The following is a 16,908-nucleotide window of genomic DNA, read 5'->3' on the forward strand; positions in this document are numbered from 1 at the left end:
TCACCTGGCTGGCGGGGGACCTGGCGCACCAGAACGTCCGGTACGCCGAGGTCACCGTGACGCCGTACAACCACGTCACCGCCGGCGCGCCCGCGGACGAGGTCTTCGCCGGTCTGGAGTCCGGCCGAGCGGAAGCCGCCGCGCTGGTCTCGTTCGGGCGGCGGCCCGGAGGTCGGCCGGGCGGATCGGGCACGGCACGAGCTGCGTGCGGGACCCCGCCCTGCTGGAACACCTGGCGGTGAAGGGGATCCCGCTGGAGGTGTGCCCGACGTCCAACGTCCGCACGCGCCAGGTGCCGTCGATCGAGGCGCACCCCGTGCGGCAGATGCTCGACGCCGGGGTGGTGGTCACGCTGAACACCGTCGACCCGCCGTTCTTCGGCGCGACGCTGGAAGGCGAGTACCTGGCGGTGGCCGAGGTGGCGGGACTCGGGCACGCGGACGTCGCGCGGCTGGCCGAGAACGACGTGCTGGCGTCGTTTCTGCCGAACCCGCGCAAGACGGTGCTGCTGGAGGAGATCGCCGCCGTCCTCGCCGCGGTGTGAGACCGGGTCCATTCGCCGCCGAAGTTCGGCGTCTGTCGCACCTGGTGAGCGCGTTGTCAGCGCGCATGCATCTCGTTTGGTGGCAAGCGATGCGCGGGTTCGGGCACAGTGGAGTCAGGGCGCAACATCAACAAGGGGGACTTCTCCGTGAAGAGAACGATCGGTGTGCTGGCCGCTGTCGTGGCCGCACTGGGGATCACCACACCGGCCCAGGCCTCGTACTCGACGTCGCTGGTGGTGCTCGGCGACTCCTACGCGTCGGGCGTGGGAGCAGGGGACTACCAGGACGGTACCGCCGGGAACTGCTGGCGCAGCAACAACTCCTACGGCGAGCAGGTGGCAGCCCGTCTGCGCGCCGCGGGCCGGCTCGGCTCCGTGACGAACGTCAGCTGCAGCGGCGCCGCCACCGCAGACCTGTCCGTGCCGTTCAAGGAACGCCCGGCCCAGCTCGACGCGCTGAAGCCGGACACGAACCTGGTGCTGCTCACCATCGGCACCAACGACATCGACTACGCCTCGTACGGCACCACGTGCGTCCTGAGCGACTGCACGGGCGCACCGACCGAGGCGACCCTGGCCAAGCTGCCCCAGATGGGCAGCAACGTCACCGCGCTGCTGACCGAGATCGACCGCCGCAGCCCGCACGCGCGCATCGTCGTGGTGGGCTACGGCCGCCAGGTGTCCACTTCGGACAACCCGCCCGCCGCCACGCTCGACCCGATCTGCGGCGACGGCCTGCTGACCACCGCCGAACGCGTCGAGGGCAACGCCGTGGCCGACGGCCTCGACGCGACGCTGAAGTCCGCCGTGACCGCCGCCCGCCGCCAGGGCGCGTTCGCGACGTACGCCAGCCCGTTCTCCCGTCCCGAGACGTTCGAGGGCCACGCGCTGTGCGAGGCCGGGACGCCGTTCCTGCGCGGGTTCGACGCGCTGGCGCCCGGGCAGGAGGGCATCGAGGCGGTGTTCCACCCGAACGTGGCGGGCCAGACGGCCCTCGCGTCGCTCGTGAGGGTCTGACACCGACCGGCGGAATCGCCCGTCCTGGCGGTGGACAACCGCCAGGACGGGCGAGGATCGTGCAGCACGTGGAACAGGTCGTCGAGATGACGGACTTGGACGCGGCGCACGAGATCTTCAGCGCCGCCTACAGCAGGTTGCGCCTGAACGGCGGCAAGGAGCGCTCGCACAGCTGGATGGCCTCGCGGACGCTCGGCCCGATCCGCTTCGACCGGGTCCGCGGCAGCATCGGCCTGAACGCCACCGGCGATCCGCTGCGCAACTACGTGTTCGGGCACCTGGACGCCGGGCGCGTCGAGCACAGCACGGGCGGGGACGACAGGTTCCTCCTGCCCGGCGACGTCTTCCTCACCGCGCCGCCCGACCGGCCGTTCCGGGCGGCGATCGACGACCCTGACGTGTCGATGGTCGTGCTCGACCAGAAAGTGGTCAACGAGTTCGCGGACGACGTTCGCTTCGAGGGGTTCCGGCCTCTCTCGCGGTGTGCTGGTGCTGCGTGGCGGTCTACGTGCGTTCATCTGCGTGATGAGGTGCTTCCGGTGTTCGAGGAGCATCCGCTCGTGGTGGCGAATGCGACCCGTCTGCTAGTCGCGACGACGTTGGCCACGTTCCCGAACAACGCACTCGTCGAGTCGCCTGGCGAACGGCGCGATGCGCACCCTCGGAGCTTGCGGCGTGCCATGGCGTTCATCGAGAGCAACGCGGCCAAGGACATCACTGCTGCGGACATCGCCCGTGCTGCGCGTGTGTCGATTCGCGCGATCCAGCTTGCGTTTCGTCGTCACCTGGACATGACGCCGATGGCCTACCTTCGACGCGTGCGGTTGTCGTGCGCGCACGAGGATCTGCGTGCTGCGAACGGGTCAGTCACGGCGATCGCCGTGCGTTGGGGTTACGCCCGTTCGAGTGTCTTCGCTGCTCATTACCGTGCCGCGTACGGAGTCTCGCCGTCGCAGACCCTGCGGTCAGGCTGAGGCACTTCGCTTTCGCGGCACCGGCTTCGTTCGAGCTGGTATCGGCCGCCTGGCCGCTGCGGTGGAGTAGGTGGTCCGCTCCCCGATGTGAGGTCCCCGATGACCGCCTGCGAGACCAGCCCGTTCGACGTGCGGACGCACCGCACCGGCACCCGGTTCGTGGCCGTCTGCCGGGGCGAGATGGACGTGACGACCTGCGAGCTGTTCTTCGCCGCGGTGCTGCCCGGCGTCACCGACACCGCCACGAGCAGCGTGTCGGTCGACCTGGGCGAGGTGACGTTCCTGGCCGCGAGCGGCCTGCGCAGCCTCCTGCTCCTGTTGTGCGCCGCGCACCACAACGGCAAGACGTTCGACCTCCGCGACCCCCAGCCACAGGTGCGCAGGGTGCTGGACCTGTTCGGCTTCACCACCTTCAAAGCCGGGCTTGTGTGGGAGGCAACCATGTCGCCGCGAGGCGGCCGTCATTAGCTTGACCAGCTATGTTGCTCCCGCTGGTCCTCGTGCTCGCGCTGGCCCCGCCCGTCGCCGGGATGACGGTGCCCGGCGCCGAACATCAGCAGCTCGCCCGTCTCGCCGACCTCACCACGACCGGCACGACGGTCACCGGCCACACCGACCCCGCCGACTGGGCGGGCCTCACGAGCGCCCTGCTGCCCGTGCCGGACCCGGTCGCCGGCATCCAGGTCGACGGCTACTTCCCGGACGACTCCCGCACCAACACCAACCACGGCTGGCACGACTCGCAGTTCGTGCTCAGGCTCCCGGACCGCTGGAACGGCGGCCTGGTCGTCACCGGCGCGCCCGGCGTGCGCGAGCAGTACGCCAACGACCGCGCCATCTCCGACTGGGTGCTGTCGCGCGGCTACGCCTTCGCCTCCACCGACAAGGGCAACACCGGCGCGCAGTTCTACCGCGACGGCCGCGCGATGGAGGAGTGGAACCAGCGCTTCACACAGCTCACCATCGCCGCCAAGTCCGTTGTCCGGCAACGTTACGGCCGCGCCCCGAGCCGCACGATCGCCACCGGCATCTCCAACGGCGGCTACCTCGTCCGCTGGCAGCTGGAGAACCGTCCGCACCTCTACGACGGCGGCGTCGACTGGGAAGGGACACTGTGGACGGTCGGCGGCCCGAACCCGTTGACGTTCCTGCCTTCCGTGCTCCGCGCCTACCCGGCCTACCTCGCGAGTGACCCGGCCGCACACGCGCAGATGGTCGCGGCGGGCTTCCCGGCCGGCACGGAGTTCCTGTGGGACTACCACTACCGCTACTACTGGGACCTGACCCAGCGCATCTACCGCGAGGAGTTCGACCCGGACTTCGACGGCGCGCTGGAGGCGGGCATCCCGTTCTGCGCGCCGGGCACCGAACTCTGCGACGCCGACTACTCGTATGCCGCGCGACGTCGCATCGCCGGGCCGGCGGTGTCGCGGATCGCGTTGACGGGCAAGGTGAAACGGCCGTTGATCACCGTGCACGGCACCCACGACGTGCTGCTGCCGATCAGCCAGGACTCGGACGTGTACGCGGCGATGACACCGGACCGGCTGCACCGGTACTACCGGGTCGAGCAGGGCACGCACGTGGACGGGTTGGTCGACACCTATCCGGACCGGCTGCGGCCGCTCGCGCCTTGCCACCGGTCGGCGTTCTTGGCGCTGGAGCGGTGGTTGGACGGGGTCGCGCCACCGGCGTCGAAGACATTGGCGAGGCCCGACGACGTGCAGACCTGCCCGCTGGTTTGATCAACGCTGCGGGAGAGGCCTTGCCGCGGGAGAGGCCCTGCCGCGGGAGAGGCCCTGCCGCGGGAGAGGCCCCGCCCACCCAGGGGGCTGACCACCCGACCCACCGAACACGACTTTAGCGTCGCGCACCGCCTGTCAAGCCCCTGCCGTGACGATCTGTGGACAACCCGGCCACAACCGTCTGGGCGGACCAGCTTGTCCACAGATCGCCCAATGGTGGGTTGACAGCCGCGAGTCGCCGCTATGTTGAGTGGAGGTGGGCGGCCTGCCCCCAGGGTGGGCGGGGCCTCTGCCGCGCTCGTTGATCACGTGAACGCCGCGCTCGTTGATCACATGCACGTCGCGCTCGTTGATCACGCGCACCGCGGGCCCGGTCCGAACACCGAAGACCGGTCGGAGCCACCGCAAGGACTGCCACCTGCACTCGATCAAGCCCGTCGAGGATCCGGGGACGACCAGCATCGCGTTCGTGGGCGCTGGAACGGTGGCTGAACGGGGTGACGAAACCGCCGTCGCAGACGGTGCAGCGCCCAGCTGACGTGCAGACCTGCCCGCTGACGTGATCCAATCGGGCACGTGGCCACCATCGAGTACGTCCTCGGCGACATCACCGCGCAAGAGGTGGACGTGATCGTCAACGCCGCGAACTCCTCCCTGCTCGGCGGCGGGCGAGTGGACGGCGCGATCCACCGCAGGGGCGGTCCGGAGATTCTGGCCGAGTGCCGGAGACTGCGGGCGGGCCACTACGGCGGCGGCCTCAGGACGGGTCAGGCCGTCGCCACGACGGCGGGCAGGCTCAAGGCCCGCTGGGTCGTGCACACGGTGGGCCCGGTCTGGTCGGACGCGGAGGACCGGTCCCAGTTCCTGGAGGACTGCCACCGCAACTCGCTCGCGGTCGCCACCGGTCTCGGCGCGACCAGCATCGCGTTCCCGGCGATCTCCACGGGCATCTACCGCTGGCCGGTCGACAGCGCGGCCCGGATCGCTCGCAAGGCGGTGCGGGACGCCGAGATCGACCTGATCCGGTTCGTCCTGTTCGACCAGGCGACCTACGACGCGTTCGCGCGCCCTTAGCCGGCGAAGCGGACGCTCACCGCGCCACCGTGCTCTCCCTGACCAGCAAGGAGAACGGCGTCTCCACGTCCTCCAGCGCGTCGTCCGGCGAGTCCACCCGCCGGTGCAGCAGGTCGACGGCGGCGCGGGCGATCGCGGACTTGTCCGGTGCCACCGAAGTCAGTGACGGCGCGCTGTAAGCGCTCTCCTCGTTGTTGTCGAAGCCGACCACGGCCAGGTCGCCGGGCACCCGCACCGACCGCTCCGCCGCGGTGCGCATCGCGCCGATGGCCAGCAGGTCGTTGAAGCAGAACACCGCGTCCGGCGCGGTCGGCATGTCCAGCAACGACTTCATGGCCGCCGCGCCGTCCGCGCGGTGGTAGTTCAGCGCCGGGATGACCATGTCCTGGGAGAACGGCAGCGACGCCTCGGCCAGTGCGGCGCGGTAGCCCTCCAGGCGCAGTGCGGCCGTGCCGCGGTGCGGGTGTGCGCCGATCGCGGCGATTCGCGTGCGTCCCAACGAGATCAGGTGGCGGACGGCGGCCTGGGCCGCGGCCACGTTGTCGATGCCGACGCGGGAGATCGGCACGTCGACCGCGTGCTCGCCGAGCATGACGGCGGGGACGGACAGCTGGAAGTCGCCCGCCTGCAACGCCTCGGGGCTCAGGATGGCCGCGTCGACGAGGTGCGGGCCCAGGGACGCCAGTGCCGCCCGCTCGCCGGCCAGGGTGCCGAACGTCTGCTCGATCAGCACGTTCCACTCGTGCTCCTGGGCGGCGGCGATCACCAGGCCCGCGAGCTCCGCGAAGTACGGGATCGACAGCTCCGGCAGCACCAGGGCGATGAACCCGGTGCGGCCGCGGCGCAGGTTGCGGGCTCCCAGGTTGGGGCGGTAGCCGGTCGCCTCGAGGGCCTCCTCGACGCGGCGGCGGTTGTCCGGTTTCACGAACGAGTAGCCGTTGACCACGTTCGACACGGTTTTGACCGACACGCCCGCCAGCCGGGCGACGTCCTTGAGCGTGGCCAACAGAGCCTCCAGATGAGTACCGGGAATTATACCGGGACGGTCTCGGGTCTTTACATCGTTGGAACAACGATGCAAATCTAGCGCCTGAGAGCGCCACCACGTACAGCCCCGTGTAGGAGCCAAAGATGTCTCGCATCCTGCTCATCGCAGTTGCCGCCCTGCTCGTGACCGGTTGCACTGCGAGAGAGAGTCAAGAAACCGCGACGAGCGGCGGGCCGGCCGCGAGTGCCGCGCAGAACCAGAGCTCAGGGCCCGGCTGCGCCCGGAGCAAGACCGGATACCCCCAGGTCGACCTCAAGGGGGCGGTCGTGGGCTTCTCCCAGTCGGAGAAGGAGGCCAACCCGTTCCGCATCGCCGAGACGCAGTCCATCAAGGACGAGGCGGCCAAGCGCGGTGCCGAGCTGCTGGTCACCAACGCGCAGAGCGACCTGAACAAGCAGATCAGCGACATCAAGTCGCTGCTCGACCGCGGCGCGAAGCTGCTGGTCGTGGCGCCGCTGAACTCCGACGGCCTGCAGCCCGCGTTCGACGCGGCCAAGGCGAAGCAGGTGCCCGTCGTGACGATCGACCGCAAGGTCACGTCGCAGCCGTGCACGGACTACCTGACCTTCATCGGGTCGGACTTCGTCGAGCAGGGCAAGCGCGCCGCCCAGCAGATGATCAAGGCCACCGGCGGGACCGGCAAGGTCGCCATCCTGCTCGGCGCGTCGGGTAACAACGTCACCGTCGACCGCACCAAGGGCTTCAAGGACGGCATCGCCGGCACCCCCGGCCTGAGCGTCGTGGCCGAGCAGACCGGTGAGTTCGACAGGTCCAAGGGCCAGGCCGTGATGGAGCAGCTCATCCAGAGCAACCCCGACATCACCGCCGTCTACGCCGAGAACGACGAGATGGGCGTCGGTGCCGTCACCGCGCTGAAGGCCGCGAACAAGCAGCCGGGCAAGGACGTCAAGGTCGTCTCGATCGACGGCACGCGCAACGCCGTGCAGCTGATCGCGGACGGCAGCTACACCGCGGTCGTCGAGTCCAACCCGCGCTTCGGCCCGCTCGCGTTCGACACGCTGGAGAAGTTCGGCAAGGGCGACGAGATCCCGGCCACCATCGTGATCTCCGACGACGAGTACGACACGACGAACGCCGCGCAGAAGCTCGCCAATGCCTACTGATCCGGTGATCGAGGTCGCCGGCGTCACGAAGACCTTCGGCGCCGGCGTCCGCGCACTCAGCGACGTGGACTTCACCCTGCACCGGGGTGAGATCCACGCGCTGGTCGGGGAGAACGGCGCGGGCAAGTCGACGCTGATCAAGGTTCTGACCGGCATCCACACCCCGGATGCCGGTCAGATCCGGCGCGACGGCCACATCTCCACGATCTACCAGGAGGTCAACCTCGTCCCCCTGATGAGCGTGTCCGCGAACCTGTTCCTGGGCCGCGAACCGCGCACCAGGTTCGGGTTGATCGACCGCCCGCGCCGCGACGCCGAGGCCGCCGAGGTGCTCAAGGGCTACGGCATCACCGCCGACGTGCGCCGCCCGCTGGGCGAGCTCGCGGTCGGCGAGCAGCAGATGGTGGCGCTGGCCAGGGCCGTCGCGGCCGAGGCCGACGTCGTGATCATGGACGAACCCACGTCGTCGCTGGAACCGCGCGAGGTGGAGACGTTGCTCGGCGTCGTGGGCAAGCTCCACGAGGCCGGCATCGCGATCGTCTACGTGAGCCACCGGATGGACGAGCTGTACCGGATCTGCGACACCGTCACGGTGCTGCGGGACGGCCGCAACGTCCACAGCGGACCGTTGCAGGACCTCCCGCGCATCGAGCTGGTGTCGCTGATGCTGGGCCGGTCGGTCAACGAGATCCAGAAGCACGGCACCACGGCGTTCGGCGAGGGTCACCACGCCGACACCCAGCCCGTGCTCGAGGCGACCGGCCTGACCAGCAAGCCGCGCATCGACAACGTCAGCGTCTCGATCCGGCCGGGCGAGGTGGTGGGCCTCGCCGGCCTGCTCGGCTCCGGCCGCACGGAGACCGCGAAGGCGATCATCGGCGCGCTGCCGCTCAACGGCGGCACGGTGCTCGTCGCGGGCAAACCGGTGCCGCACAACGTGAAGGGGTCCACGAGGGCGGGCATCAGCATGCTGGCAGAGGACCGCAAGACGGAGGGGATCATCCCGAACCTCTCCGTGCGGGAGAACATCGTGCTGGCGGCGTTGCCGAGACTGAGCAGGTTCGGCATCACCAGCAGGTCCAAACAGGACCGGATCGTCGACACGTTCGTGCAACGCCTGCGCATCAAGGTGTCCAGCCCCGAGCAGAAGGTCTCGGAGCTGTCCGGCGGCAACCAGCAGAAGGTGCTGCTGGCCAGGTGGCTGTGCACCGAACCCAAGATCCTGCTCCTCGACGAACCGACGCGCGGCATCGACGTCGGCGCCAAGGCGGAGGTGCAGGCGCTGATCGACGAGCTCGCGCGGGAAGGCCTGGCGGTGCTGCTGATCAGTTCCGAACTGGACGAGCTGCTCGACGGCGCGGACCGGCTCGTCGTCCTGCGGGACGGCGCGGTGGCCGGCGAGCTGGAAGGCGACCAGCTGACCCGCGAGCACGTGCTCGCGGCGATCGCGGCCGAGGAGGTGGAGGATGACCACGACAGCCACACCGGCACCCCCGTCGACAGCCACTAGGGCGGCTGCCAGGACGCGCTGGTTGCAGGACAACGGTGTCTACGTCGCCGTCGTCGTCCTGCTGTTGTTCAACGCGGTGTTCACGACCAACTTCCTGACGCTGGGCAACTTCACGACCCAGCTCGTGCAGGCCGCGCCCGTCCTGATCGTCGCGCTCGGCATGGCGCTGGTGATCGGCACCGAGGGCGTCGACCTGAGCGTCGGTGCCGTCATGGCGCTGGCCGCGGCGGTCATCCCGCTCTACCTCGGCGCCGGTCCGCTCATGGCGATCGTGATGGCGCTCGTGGTCGGTGTGCTGGCGGGGGCGTTCAACGGCTTCCTGGTCGCCAAGGTCGGCATCCAGCCGATCGTCGCCACGCTGGCGCTGCTGGTCGGCGGCAGGGGACTGGCGCTGGTGATCGCGAACGGCCAGCTCGTCTCGCTGCGCGACCCGGCGTTCCTCGCGCTCGGCACCGACAGCGTGCTCGGCATCCCGATCAGCGTGCTCATCGCGGGCCTGCTCGCCCTGGTGATCGCCGCGCTGACCAACCGCACGACGTTCGGCCGCCAGGTCGTCGCCGTCGGCGGCAACCGCAGGGCCGCCACCCTCGCGGGCCTTCCGGTCAACCGGGTCCTGATCGGCGTCTACGCCATCAGCGGCGTGCTCGCGGCGGTCGCCGGCGTGCTCGCCACCTCCCGGCTCGCCGCCAGCGACCCCGCCGACATGGGCATGCTGATGGAGCTGTCCGCGATCACCGCGGTCGTCGTCGGCGGCACCCCGCTGACCGGCGGCAAGGTCCGGGTGCTCGGCACGGTGTTCGGCGTGGTCCTGATGCAGCTCGTCAGGGCGACGCTGATCAAGCACAACCTGCCCGACTCGATCGCGCAGATGATCCAGGCCGCGATCATCATCGCCGCCGTGTACGTGGCACGGGAGCGCCGATGACCACCACCCAAGCTGCTCCCGCCGTCGCGAAGTCGGCGGCGGCACGGACCAAGGTGCTGCAACGCCAGGGCGCCGCCGTCGCGCTGGTGCTCATGGTCGCGGTGTCGTGGCTGGTGTTCCCGCGCTTCGGCAGCCTCGACAACATCCGCGACCTCGCGCTGCAGGGCTCGTTCCTCGCGGTGATCGCGCTCGGCATGACCTTCGTGATCATCACGGGCGGCATCGACCTGTCCGTGGGCTCGGTCTACGCGCTGGGAGGCGTGCTCGCGGCCTGGGGCTCGCAGTACGGCTTCGTGGTGGCGTTGCTGCTGCCGCTGGTGGTCTGCGGCCTGATCGGCCTGATCAACGGACTGCTGATCGCCCGCACGAACATGGCGCCGTTCATCGTGACCCTGGCGTCGTTGCTGTTCGCCCGCGGCCTGCTCCTCGTCATCACCGACGAGGGCGCCACCACGTACCAGATCCCGCCGGACAGCGCGTTCGTGGAACTGGGCCGCGGCACGGTCTTCGGCTTCGGCTACCCGATCTTCATCGCGGCCGTGCTCTGCGTCCTCGGCGGTGCGGTCCTGAACCGCACCAGCTTCGGCCAGAACGTGTTCGCGACCGGTGGCGCCGAGCAGTCGGCCGTCCTCATGGGTGTTCCCATCGCGAAGACCAAGGTCCTCGTCTACACGATGAGCGGCACGCTGGCGGGTCTCGCCGGCGCCCTGACCGCCGCTTATCTGCAGTCGGGGGTCACGGTCATCGGCGTCGGCCTCGAGCTCGACGCCATCGCGGTCGTCGTCATCGGCGGCACCCTCCTGACCGGCGGCATGGGCACGGTGCTCGGCACCGTGATCGGTGTCGGCCTGATCAAGGTGATTCAGAACGTCATCAACCAGATCGGCACGCTCGACAGCAACTACCAATCTGTGGTGAGCGGGGTCTTCCTGCTCATCGTCGTTGTCCTGCAACGAATACTGCGCAGATAGGAGCATCATGACCAGACGCGTCCTGGGCGTATTGGTCTCCACCCTGATCACGTTGTCCTTCCTGACGCCGACAGCGGCGCACGCGGCGGAGTGGGTCCCCAAGACCCCTCCGCTGGCGACCCCCTGGACCTCCCAGGTGTCGCCGGCGAACGCGCTGCCCGAGTACCCCCGTCCCCAGCTGCAGCGACCCGAGTGGCAGAACCTCAACGGCGTCTGGGAGTTCGCGGGCGCGTCGAACCTGAACAACCCGCCGATCGGCAGGCCACTGGCCGAAGGCGTCCTCGTGCCGTACCCGATCGAGTCCGCCCTGTCGGGCATCAAGCGGCACGAGGACAACATGTTCTACCGCCGCACGTTCAGCATCTCGTCCGCGTGGAGCGGCCGGAACGTGAAGCTGAACTTCGGCGCGGTGACCTGGGAGACGAGGGTCTGGGTCAACGGCCGGCAGGTCGGCACGCACACCGGTGGCTACGACGCGTTCTCGTTCGACATCACGTCCGCTCTCATCGCGGGCACGAACGAGATCGTGGTCGGCGTGAGCTCGCCGATCGACGGCAGCCGGTACCCGATCGGCAAGCAACGCCGTGACCCGAGCGGGATCTGGTACACCGCCTCGTCCGGCATCTGGCAGACCGTGTGGCTGGAGCCGGTGCGCGCGGCCAGCATCACGCGCCTCGACACCACGCCGAACGTCGCCGCGGGCGCGCTCGACCTGGTCGTGCAGGGCACCTCCGGCCAGAGCGTCACGGCGCAGGTGCTCAGCGGTGGCGTGGTCGTCGGCACCCAGACGGGCACCACCGGCACGTCGCTGCGCGTCCCGGTCCCCAACGCCCGGCTCTGGTCGCCGGACGACCCGTTCCTCTACGACCTGCGCGTGACGCTGGGCAGCGGTGACTCCGTCGTCGGCTACTTCGGCATGCGCTCGCTCGGCAAGGCGATGGTCGGCGGCGTCATGCGGCCGTTGCTGAACGGGAAGTTCGTCTTCCAGCAGGGCACGCTCGACCAGGGCTACTGGCCGGACGGCATCTACACCGCGCCGACCGACGAGGCCCTGCGGTTCGACCTCGAACGCCAGAAGGCGCTGGGCTTCAACATGGTCCGCAAGCACATCAAGGTCGAGCCGGCGCGCTGGTTCTACCACGCCGACCGCCTGGGCCTGATGGTGTGGCAGGACATGCCGGCCGTCGACTCGGTCGACGAGGTGCCGAACTCGCACGCCAACTACGAGTCGGAGCTGCGCCGGATCATCGACCAGCTCAAGGGCATCACGTCGATCGTGCAGTGGGTGCCGTTCAACGAGGGCTGGGGCGAGTACGACGCCGGCCGGATCGTCAACCTGGTCCGGTCGATCGACAACACCCGCCTGATCAACCACAACTCGGGTTCCAACTGCTGCGTCTCGGATCCCGACCCCGGCAACGGCGACGTGATCGACGACCACCACTACCAGATCACGACGGCCACGCGCACGCCCGACTCGAACCGGGTCGCGATGCTCGGCGAGTTCGGCGGTCTCGGCCGCCGGGTCACCGGTCACGAGTACCAGCCGGGCGCCGGCTTCGCCTACGGGGCCCTGTACCCCGACGAGACGTCGTTGACCAAGCGGTACGAGGAGGTGGCGAAGCAGGTCGCGCGGATGATCCACACGCGCGGGCTGTCCGCGTCCGTCTACACCGAACCGTACGACGTCGAGAACGAGGTCAACGGGTTCTACACCTACGACCGGCAGGTCCTGAAGATGACCGAGTCGCGGGTGCGGGACATCAACAACAAGGTGCTCGCGATCGCGCGCGGCACGGCGGTGGGACCGGACGAGGTGGTCTCGTTGCGCGTCACCACCACCGGCTACACCGACCGCTACCTGCGGCACTCCGGTGGCGTGGCGCGCACCGACGTGATCACCGACGACACCGGCCGGCTGGACGCCACGTACCTCGTGCGTCCGGGTCTGGCCAGCTCGTCGTGCCTGTCGTTCGAGTCGCGGAACTTCCCCGGCCAGTTCCTGCGGCACGCGAACTCGGTGCTGCGCAAGGACACGAACGACGGCAGCGCGTTGTTCCGCGGTGACGCCACGTTCTGCGCCAGGGAAGGCTCCGGCGGAACCGCGCTGGAGTCGTACAACATCCCCGGTGCGTTCGTGCGGCACTACAACTCGAACGTCTACCTGGCACGGCAGGGCGGCTCGAACCCCTGGGACACGGCGAACTCCTTCGCCGCGGACACGACGTGGGCGATCAGCGTCGCGTTGTTCCGCAGCGGCGCGGAGCTGCCCCTGGACCAGGCCCGCTCGTTCCAGGTGACCAACTCCGGGCTCACGGACCGCTACCTGCGGCACCGCGACTCGCTGGCACGCACCGACGTCGTGAACTCCTCCAGCGACGCCACCACCAAGTCGGACGCGACGTTCGTCGTCCGGCGCGGGCTCGCCGAGCCGACCTGCTACTCGCTCGAGTCCCGCAACTTCCCCGGCCAGTTCCTGCGGCACGCGAACTACCGGGTCCAGCTCGGCACGAACGACAACACCGACCTCTTCCGGCGTGACGCAACGTTCTGCGCGCAGCAGGGCACGGGTGGCGTCCGGCTGGAGTCGTTCAACGAGTTCGGCACCGCCGTCCGGCACTACGCGGAGGAGGTGTGGGTCGCCTCGAACGGCGGCGCGCACGCGTACGACAACCCCGGTTCGTACAGCCAGGACACGAGCTGGGCCGTCAGCTCGCCCTGGGCGCCGTAGAAGGACCCGCCCCTGCTCGGGGAGGCGACTGAACGGCCGATGACCGCCGGGACGCAAACGTGTAGGTTTCTCACGTCTGCGTCCCGGCGTTCCCGTTGGTCGAGGTGGTCTCGTGCTGGCAGCTGGTCTGGTCCTAGCGATGGTGGCGACCGGTGCTCCGCTGGACCCTCGTGAGCCGGGCCCGCAGTCGGTGGTCTACCGGGTCGACACGGTCGTTTCCGCGCCCGCGGAACGGATCTACGGTCTCATCACCGACTTCTCCGGGTACGAGCGCTGGAACCCGTGGGTGGTGAAGGCCGCGGGCGGCACCTCGCCGGGCGACGAGGTGAAGGTCGACGTGATGCTCGGGTCCATCAAGATGGCCGCGAAGCACACGGTGCTCAACGGCGTGCCGGGGCAGCGGTTCTGCTGGAAGGACGCCGGGTGGAACGCCTGGTTCGTCTACGCGCAGCGGTGCCGGACGTTGACGTCGCAGCCTGACGGGACTGTGTTGCTGTCCAACGAGATCCTGGTCGACGGGGTGTTGTCCGGGGGAGCGGACCTGGTCATCGGCAGGGCGTTGAAGGACGGGATGCAGGCGGAGAACGCGGCGTTGAAGCGCGTCGCCGAGTCGGGCTAGGTGAACAGGATCCGTTTCGCCACAGCCTTTCCCGGTGGCGTGCGCAGCGCCGTGAACGCCAGCTCGGCGATGCTCCGATGCCGGACGGACGCCAGCCCGCGCCGCAACTGCGAGCGCAGCAGGTATCGGCGGCGCATGGCCCCGCCGTCGTAGTGCTCCAGCACATACCTGTTGCCACTGCGCAAATAGTCGAACGTCACGGACGCGGCCAGCTCGGACATCCGCATGCACGGGTCGAGCCCGCCGGCCGTCAGCGGGGAGACCGCGCCCGCCGCGTCGCCGACCAGCAGGCCCTGCGGCGACACGATCCGGCGCAGCAGGCCGCCGACCGGGATCGGGCCGCCGCGCCGCCGGACCGGGCCGGTGGGTTCTGGGGTGGGGAAGCTGTCGCGGAACCGCTGCAGCAGCTGGGGAAGCGGTGCGGTGAAGCGGTCGGCACGACCGGCCAGGCCCACGTGGGCGTGCTCGCCGTCGTCAACGACCCAGGCGATGTAGCCGGGCGCGAGGTGCGGGTCCACGACGCAGTGGAACGTCGGCGTGGAGCCGGTCTCGACCGGGTAGACCTCCTCGATGCCGGTGATGAGCCGCCGGTTCACGTCGAGGCCGAGCTTCCTGGCGACGGTCGAGCGGGCGCCGTCCGCGCCGATGGTGAAGCGCGCCCTGGTCGACCTCGCCGGGTAGCCGGCGTTCAGGTTCACCTGTGCTCCGGCGCGTTCGGCGTCGCGCACCGCCTGGGCGTAGATGCCGGCCATGTCGCCCACCCGGAACTCGTCGCGCGTGCTCACCAGCTCGACCGGGTTCCGGTGTGACGGCGGGTGGAGCAGCACCCGGCGGACCGCCGGGCCGAGGTGCGGCAGCTCGTAGTCGGTCAGCGTGCGCCGGACGAAGATGCCGGTGGTGCGGATGCCCGTCTCCAGGCTCGTCCTGCGTTCGCACACGGCCACGTCGAGGCCTGCCTCCGCGAGCAGGCGCGCGGTGGTGAGACCGGCCAGCCCGGCGCCGACGACGAGCACGTCCACGGTTTCCATGCCCGACGGTAGGACCGCCTGCCTGTGCGGCAGTTGCTTTCCCGCAACACCTTCACGGGATCTGCACGGTATCTCCACACCCCTTGCGCACCAGCAGGTGCACGTGCTGAAACGGCCGCTCGTCCTCGTGCGGCTCGCGCCGCATCCGCGCGATCTCGGTGAAACCCGCGTGGCGCAACAGGACCACGAGAGTGTCGGGCGACCAGCGGTACGCGAGGGTGACCTTGTGGTCGAACGGTTCGGGCTCGGGGTCGTCGCCCGCGAAGAAGCCGAGGACGAGGTGGCCGCCCTGCCGCAGGACCCGCTCGAACTCGGCGAACACGACCGGCAGGTCGTCGGGTGGCGTGTGGATGAGCGAGTACGACGAGAGAATGCCGCCCAGCGCGCCGTCCTCGATGTCGAGCGCGGTCATCGTGCCCACGTCGAACCGCAGGTCCGGGTGCGCTTTCCTGGCCAGCGCGACCATCTCGGGGGAGAGGTCCACCCCGAAGGCGTCCAGACCGAGCCCCGCCAGGTGCGCGGTGAGGTGCCCCGGACCGCAGCCGAGGTCGGCGACGGGACCGTCGGTCATCTCGGCGAACGCGGCCAGCACTCCTCGTTCCATCGGCAGGGTTTTCAGGACATCGCCGAAGAGCTCGGCGTAGAGGCCGGCGACGGCGTCGTACGCGGCCTTGGTGTCGGACTGCTCGATCACGTTCGAGACCCTAGACCGTGAGTTCCGGCACGAATGACTGTTCCCTTTGGCCCGGTTGGAGGTGAAAATTGCTCGCGTGCAAGATCTTCACGGACGAACCTTCGAGAGCCGGGCCGGCGTCGCCGCGTTCCTGGCCGGGGTGTGGCTGATCGCCGCTCCGCCGGTCCTGCACTTCGGTGCCTCGTCGCAGGCCTTCCGGCCGTACTGGGTGTCGATGGGGCTGGGCGTGGTCATCATGCTGCTCGGCATGGTGCGGGCGATGGCGCCGCTGGACGTGCCGCTCGTCCGGCACATCACGATCGCCCTGGCGCTGTGGCTCGTGGGCGCGGCACTGATCCGCTCGGACGGCGGCAACTCCGTCGTCTGGCTCAACCAGCTCGTCGTCGGCGGCGTGATCGCGTTGTCCGCGGGCCTGGCGTTGCTGATCACCATGCGGAGGTGAGCCCGGCGCGGTGCCGCCGGGCCCACTCGCGGGATCAGCAGCGTTCGCCGGTCTTGGCGGACAGGAAGTAGCTGCTCCCGTCCACCTCGCCGTGCGTACGCGTGCACTTGTCGAGGGTGTCCGCCGCACCGGACCACAGCTCGCGCTGGCCGCGTGCGCCGGTCTTGTAGCCGTGCGTCAGGTTCGGCGGCGTCTGGACGTACGTGCGAAGCGTGAAGTCCCTGCCGTGGCTGGAGATCCACGAGTCCCACACGTAGACGTAGGAGTAGTTCCGGCCACAACCGGCGTACTGCTTGACCGACGCGACGGTCGTGCCGCCGTTCTTCACGTACGCCGTCGACCCGATCTGCGACGCGCTCGGGCAGGCGGGGTTGGTCTCGGCGTGGGCGGTGCCGGTGCCCAGCAGGCCTGCCGCCGCGGCCGCGACGGCGCCCGCGGCCAGGATCTTGCGCATGGTGCTCC

Annotated in this window: 17 protein-coding genes; 13 read left to right on the top strand and 4 right to left on the bottom strand. The window is 69.6% G+C overall.

Annotation, left to right across the window (positions count from 1 at the left end; translation table 11 throughout):
* Positions 1-4: 4 nt before the first annotated feature.
* The 6 genes from ACFWV3_RS06340 (at position 5) to ACFWV3_RS06365 (ending at position 5,354) form a co-directional block, all read left to right on the top strand.
* The gene (locus ACFWV3_RS06340) at positions 5-544 is read left to right on the top strand and encodes a hypothetical protein (protein WP_382409371.1); all 540 of its coding nucleotides are present in this window, start codon (positions 5-7) and stop codon (positions 542-544) included.
* Positions 545-691: 147 nt separating this feature from the next.
* On the top strand, positions 692-1,561 hold the full coding sequence (locus ACFWV3_RS06345) for an SGNH/GDSL hydrolase family protein (RefSeq protein ID WP_382408914.1): 870 nt from the start codon (positions 692-694) through the stop codon (positions 1,559-1,561).
* Positions 1,562-1,629: 68 nt separating this feature from the next.
* Positions 1,630-2,535, top strand: a complete 906-nt coding sequence (locus tag ACFWV3_RS06350; protein WP_382408916.1) for a helix-turn-helix transcriptional regulator — start codon at positions 1,630-1,632, stop codon at positions 2,533-2,535.
* Between the two features lie 99 nt (positions 2,536-2,634).
* Positions 2,635-3,003, top strand: a complete 369-nt coding sequence (locus ACFWV3_RS06355; protein WP_382408918.1) for an STAS domain-containing protein — start codon at positions 2,635-2,637, stop codon at positions 3,001-3,003.
* Between the two features lie 11 nt (positions 3,004-3,014).
* Positions 3,015-4,280 carry a tannase/feruloyl esterase family alpha/beta hydrolase gene (locus tag ACFWV3_RS06360; protein WP_382408920.1) on the top strand — a complete coding sequence of 422 codons (1,266 nt, stop codon included), beginning with the start codon at positions 3,015-3,017 and terminating at the stop codon, positions 4,278-4,280.
* A gap of 576 nt (positions 4,281-4,856) precedes the next feature.
* Positions 4,857-5,354 carry an O-acetyl-ADP-ribose deacetylase gene (locus ACFWV3_RS06365; protein WP_382408922.1) on the top strand — a complete coding sequence of 166 codons (498 nt, stop codon included), beginning with the start codon at positions 4,857-4,859 and terminating at the stop codon, positions 5,352-5,354.
* Positions 5,355-5,370: 16 nt separating this feature from the next.
* Here the strand turns inward: ACFWV3_RS06365 and ACFWV3_RS06370 are convergent, their stop codons facing one another.
* Positions 5,371-6,363 carry a LacI family DNA-binding transcriptional regulator gene (locus ACFWV3_RS06370; RefSeq protein ID WP_382409373.1) on the bottom strand — a complete coding sequence of 331 codons (993 nt, stop codon included), beginning with the start codon at positions 6,361-6,363 and terminating at the stop codon, positions 5,371-5,373.
* A 122-nt stretch (positions 6,364-6,485) separates the two neighbouring features.
* Here ACFWV3_RS06370 and ACFWV3_RS06375 point away from each other — a divergent pair, with 122 nt between their 5' ends.
* From ACFWV3_RS06375 to ACFWV3_RS06400, 6 genes are all read left to right on the top strand, one after another.
* Positions 6,486-7,526 carry an ABC transporter substrate-binding protein gene (locus tag ACFWV3_RS06375; RefSeq protein ID WP_382408924.1) on the top strand — a complete coding sequence of 347 codons (1,041 nt, stop codon included), beginning with the start codon at positions 6,486-6,488 and terminating at the stop codon, positions 7,524-7,526.
* The gene (locus tag ACFWV3_RS06380) at positions 7,516-9,036 is read left to right on the top strand and encodes a sugar ABC transporter ATP-binding protein (protein WP_382408926.1); all 1,521 of its coding nucleotides are present in this window, start codon (positions 7,516-7,518) and stop codon (positions 9,034-9,036) included. The genes ACFWV3_RS06375 and ACFWV3_RS06380 overlap by 11 nt, the downstream gene beginning before the upstream one ends.
* Positions 8,993-9,961, top strand: coding sequence for an ABC transporter permease (locus ACFWV3_RS06385; RefSeq protein ID WP_382408928.1), 969 nt, complete (start codon positions 8,993-8,995; stop codon positions 9,959-9,961). The genes ACFWV3_RS06380 and ACFWV3_RS06385 overlap by 44 nt, the downstream gene beginning before the upstream one ends.
* The gene (locus ACFWV3_RS06390; RefSeq protein ID WP_382408930.1) at positions 9,958-10,932 is read left to right on the top strand and encodes an ABC transporter permease; all 975 of its coding nucleotides are present in this window, start codon (positions 9,958-9,960) and stop codon (positions 10,930-10,932) included. Before ACFWV3_RS06385 ends, ACFWV3_RS06390 begins: the two co-directional genes overlap by 4 nt.
* 7 nt (positions 10,933-10,939) lie before the next feature.
* Positions 10,940-13,663 (top strand): AbfB domain-containing protein, encoded by a 2,724-nt coding sequence (locus ACFWV3_RS06395; protein ID WP_382408932.1) that lies wholly within the window; start codon positions 10,940-10,942, stop codon positions 13,661-13,663.
* A 112-nt stretch (positions 13,664-13,775) separates the two neighbouring features.
* Positions 13,776-14,282, top strand: coding sequence for an SRPBCC domain-containing protein (locus tag ACFWV3_RS06400; protein WP_382408934.1), 507 nt, complete (start codon positions 13,776-13,778; stop codon positions 14,280-14,282).
* Here the strand turns inward: ACFWV3_RS06400 and ACFWV3_RS06405 are convergent.
* Both ACFWV3_RS06405 and ACFWV3_RS06410 read right to left on the bottom strand, forming a co-directional pair.
* Positions 14,279-15,310: an FAD-dependent oxidoreductase gene (locus tag ACFWV3_RS06405; protein WP_382408936.1), complete on the bottom strand. Its 1,032-nt coding sequence runs from the start codon at positions 15,308-15,310 to the stop codon at positions 14,279-14,281. The two genes, ACFWV3_RS06400 and ACFWV3_RS06405, sit on opposite strands and share 4 nt — an antisense overlap.
* A gap of 52 nt (positions 15,311-15,362) precedes the next feature.
* A complete protein-coding gene (locus ACFWV3_RS06410) occupies positions 15,363-16,004 on the bottom strand; it encodes a class I SAM-dependent DNA methyltransferase (RefSeq protein WP_382408938.1) in 642 nt (213 codons plus the stop codon).
* Positions 16,005-16,080: 76 nt separating this feature from the next.
* Between ACFWV3_RS06410 and ACFWV3_RS06415 the strand changes: the two genes are divergently transcribed.
* Positions 16,081-16,446 carry an SPW repeat protein gene (locus ACFWV3_RS06415; protein WP_382408940.1) on the top strand — a complete coding sequence of 122 codons (366 nt, stop codon included), beginning with the start codon at positions 16,081-16,083 and terminating at the stop codon, positions 16,444-16,446.
* A gap of 34 nt (positions 16,447-16,480) precedes the next feature.
* Here the strand turns inward: ACFWV3_RS06415 and ACFWV3_RS06420 are convergent, their stop codons facing one another.
* Positions 16,481-16,900, bottom strand: a complete 420-nt coding sequence (locus ACFWV3_RS06420) for a hypothetical protein (protein WP_382408942.1) — start codon at positions 16,898-16,900, stop codon at positions 16,481-16,483.
* Positions 16,901-16,908 lie beyond the last annotated feature (8 nt).

The sequence above is a fragment of the Lentzea sp. NPDC059081 genome (genome assembly GCF_042738015.1).
Taxonomy (GTDB): domain Bacteria; phylum Actinomycetota; class Actinomycetes; order Mycobacteriales; family Pseudonocardiaceae; genus Lentzea.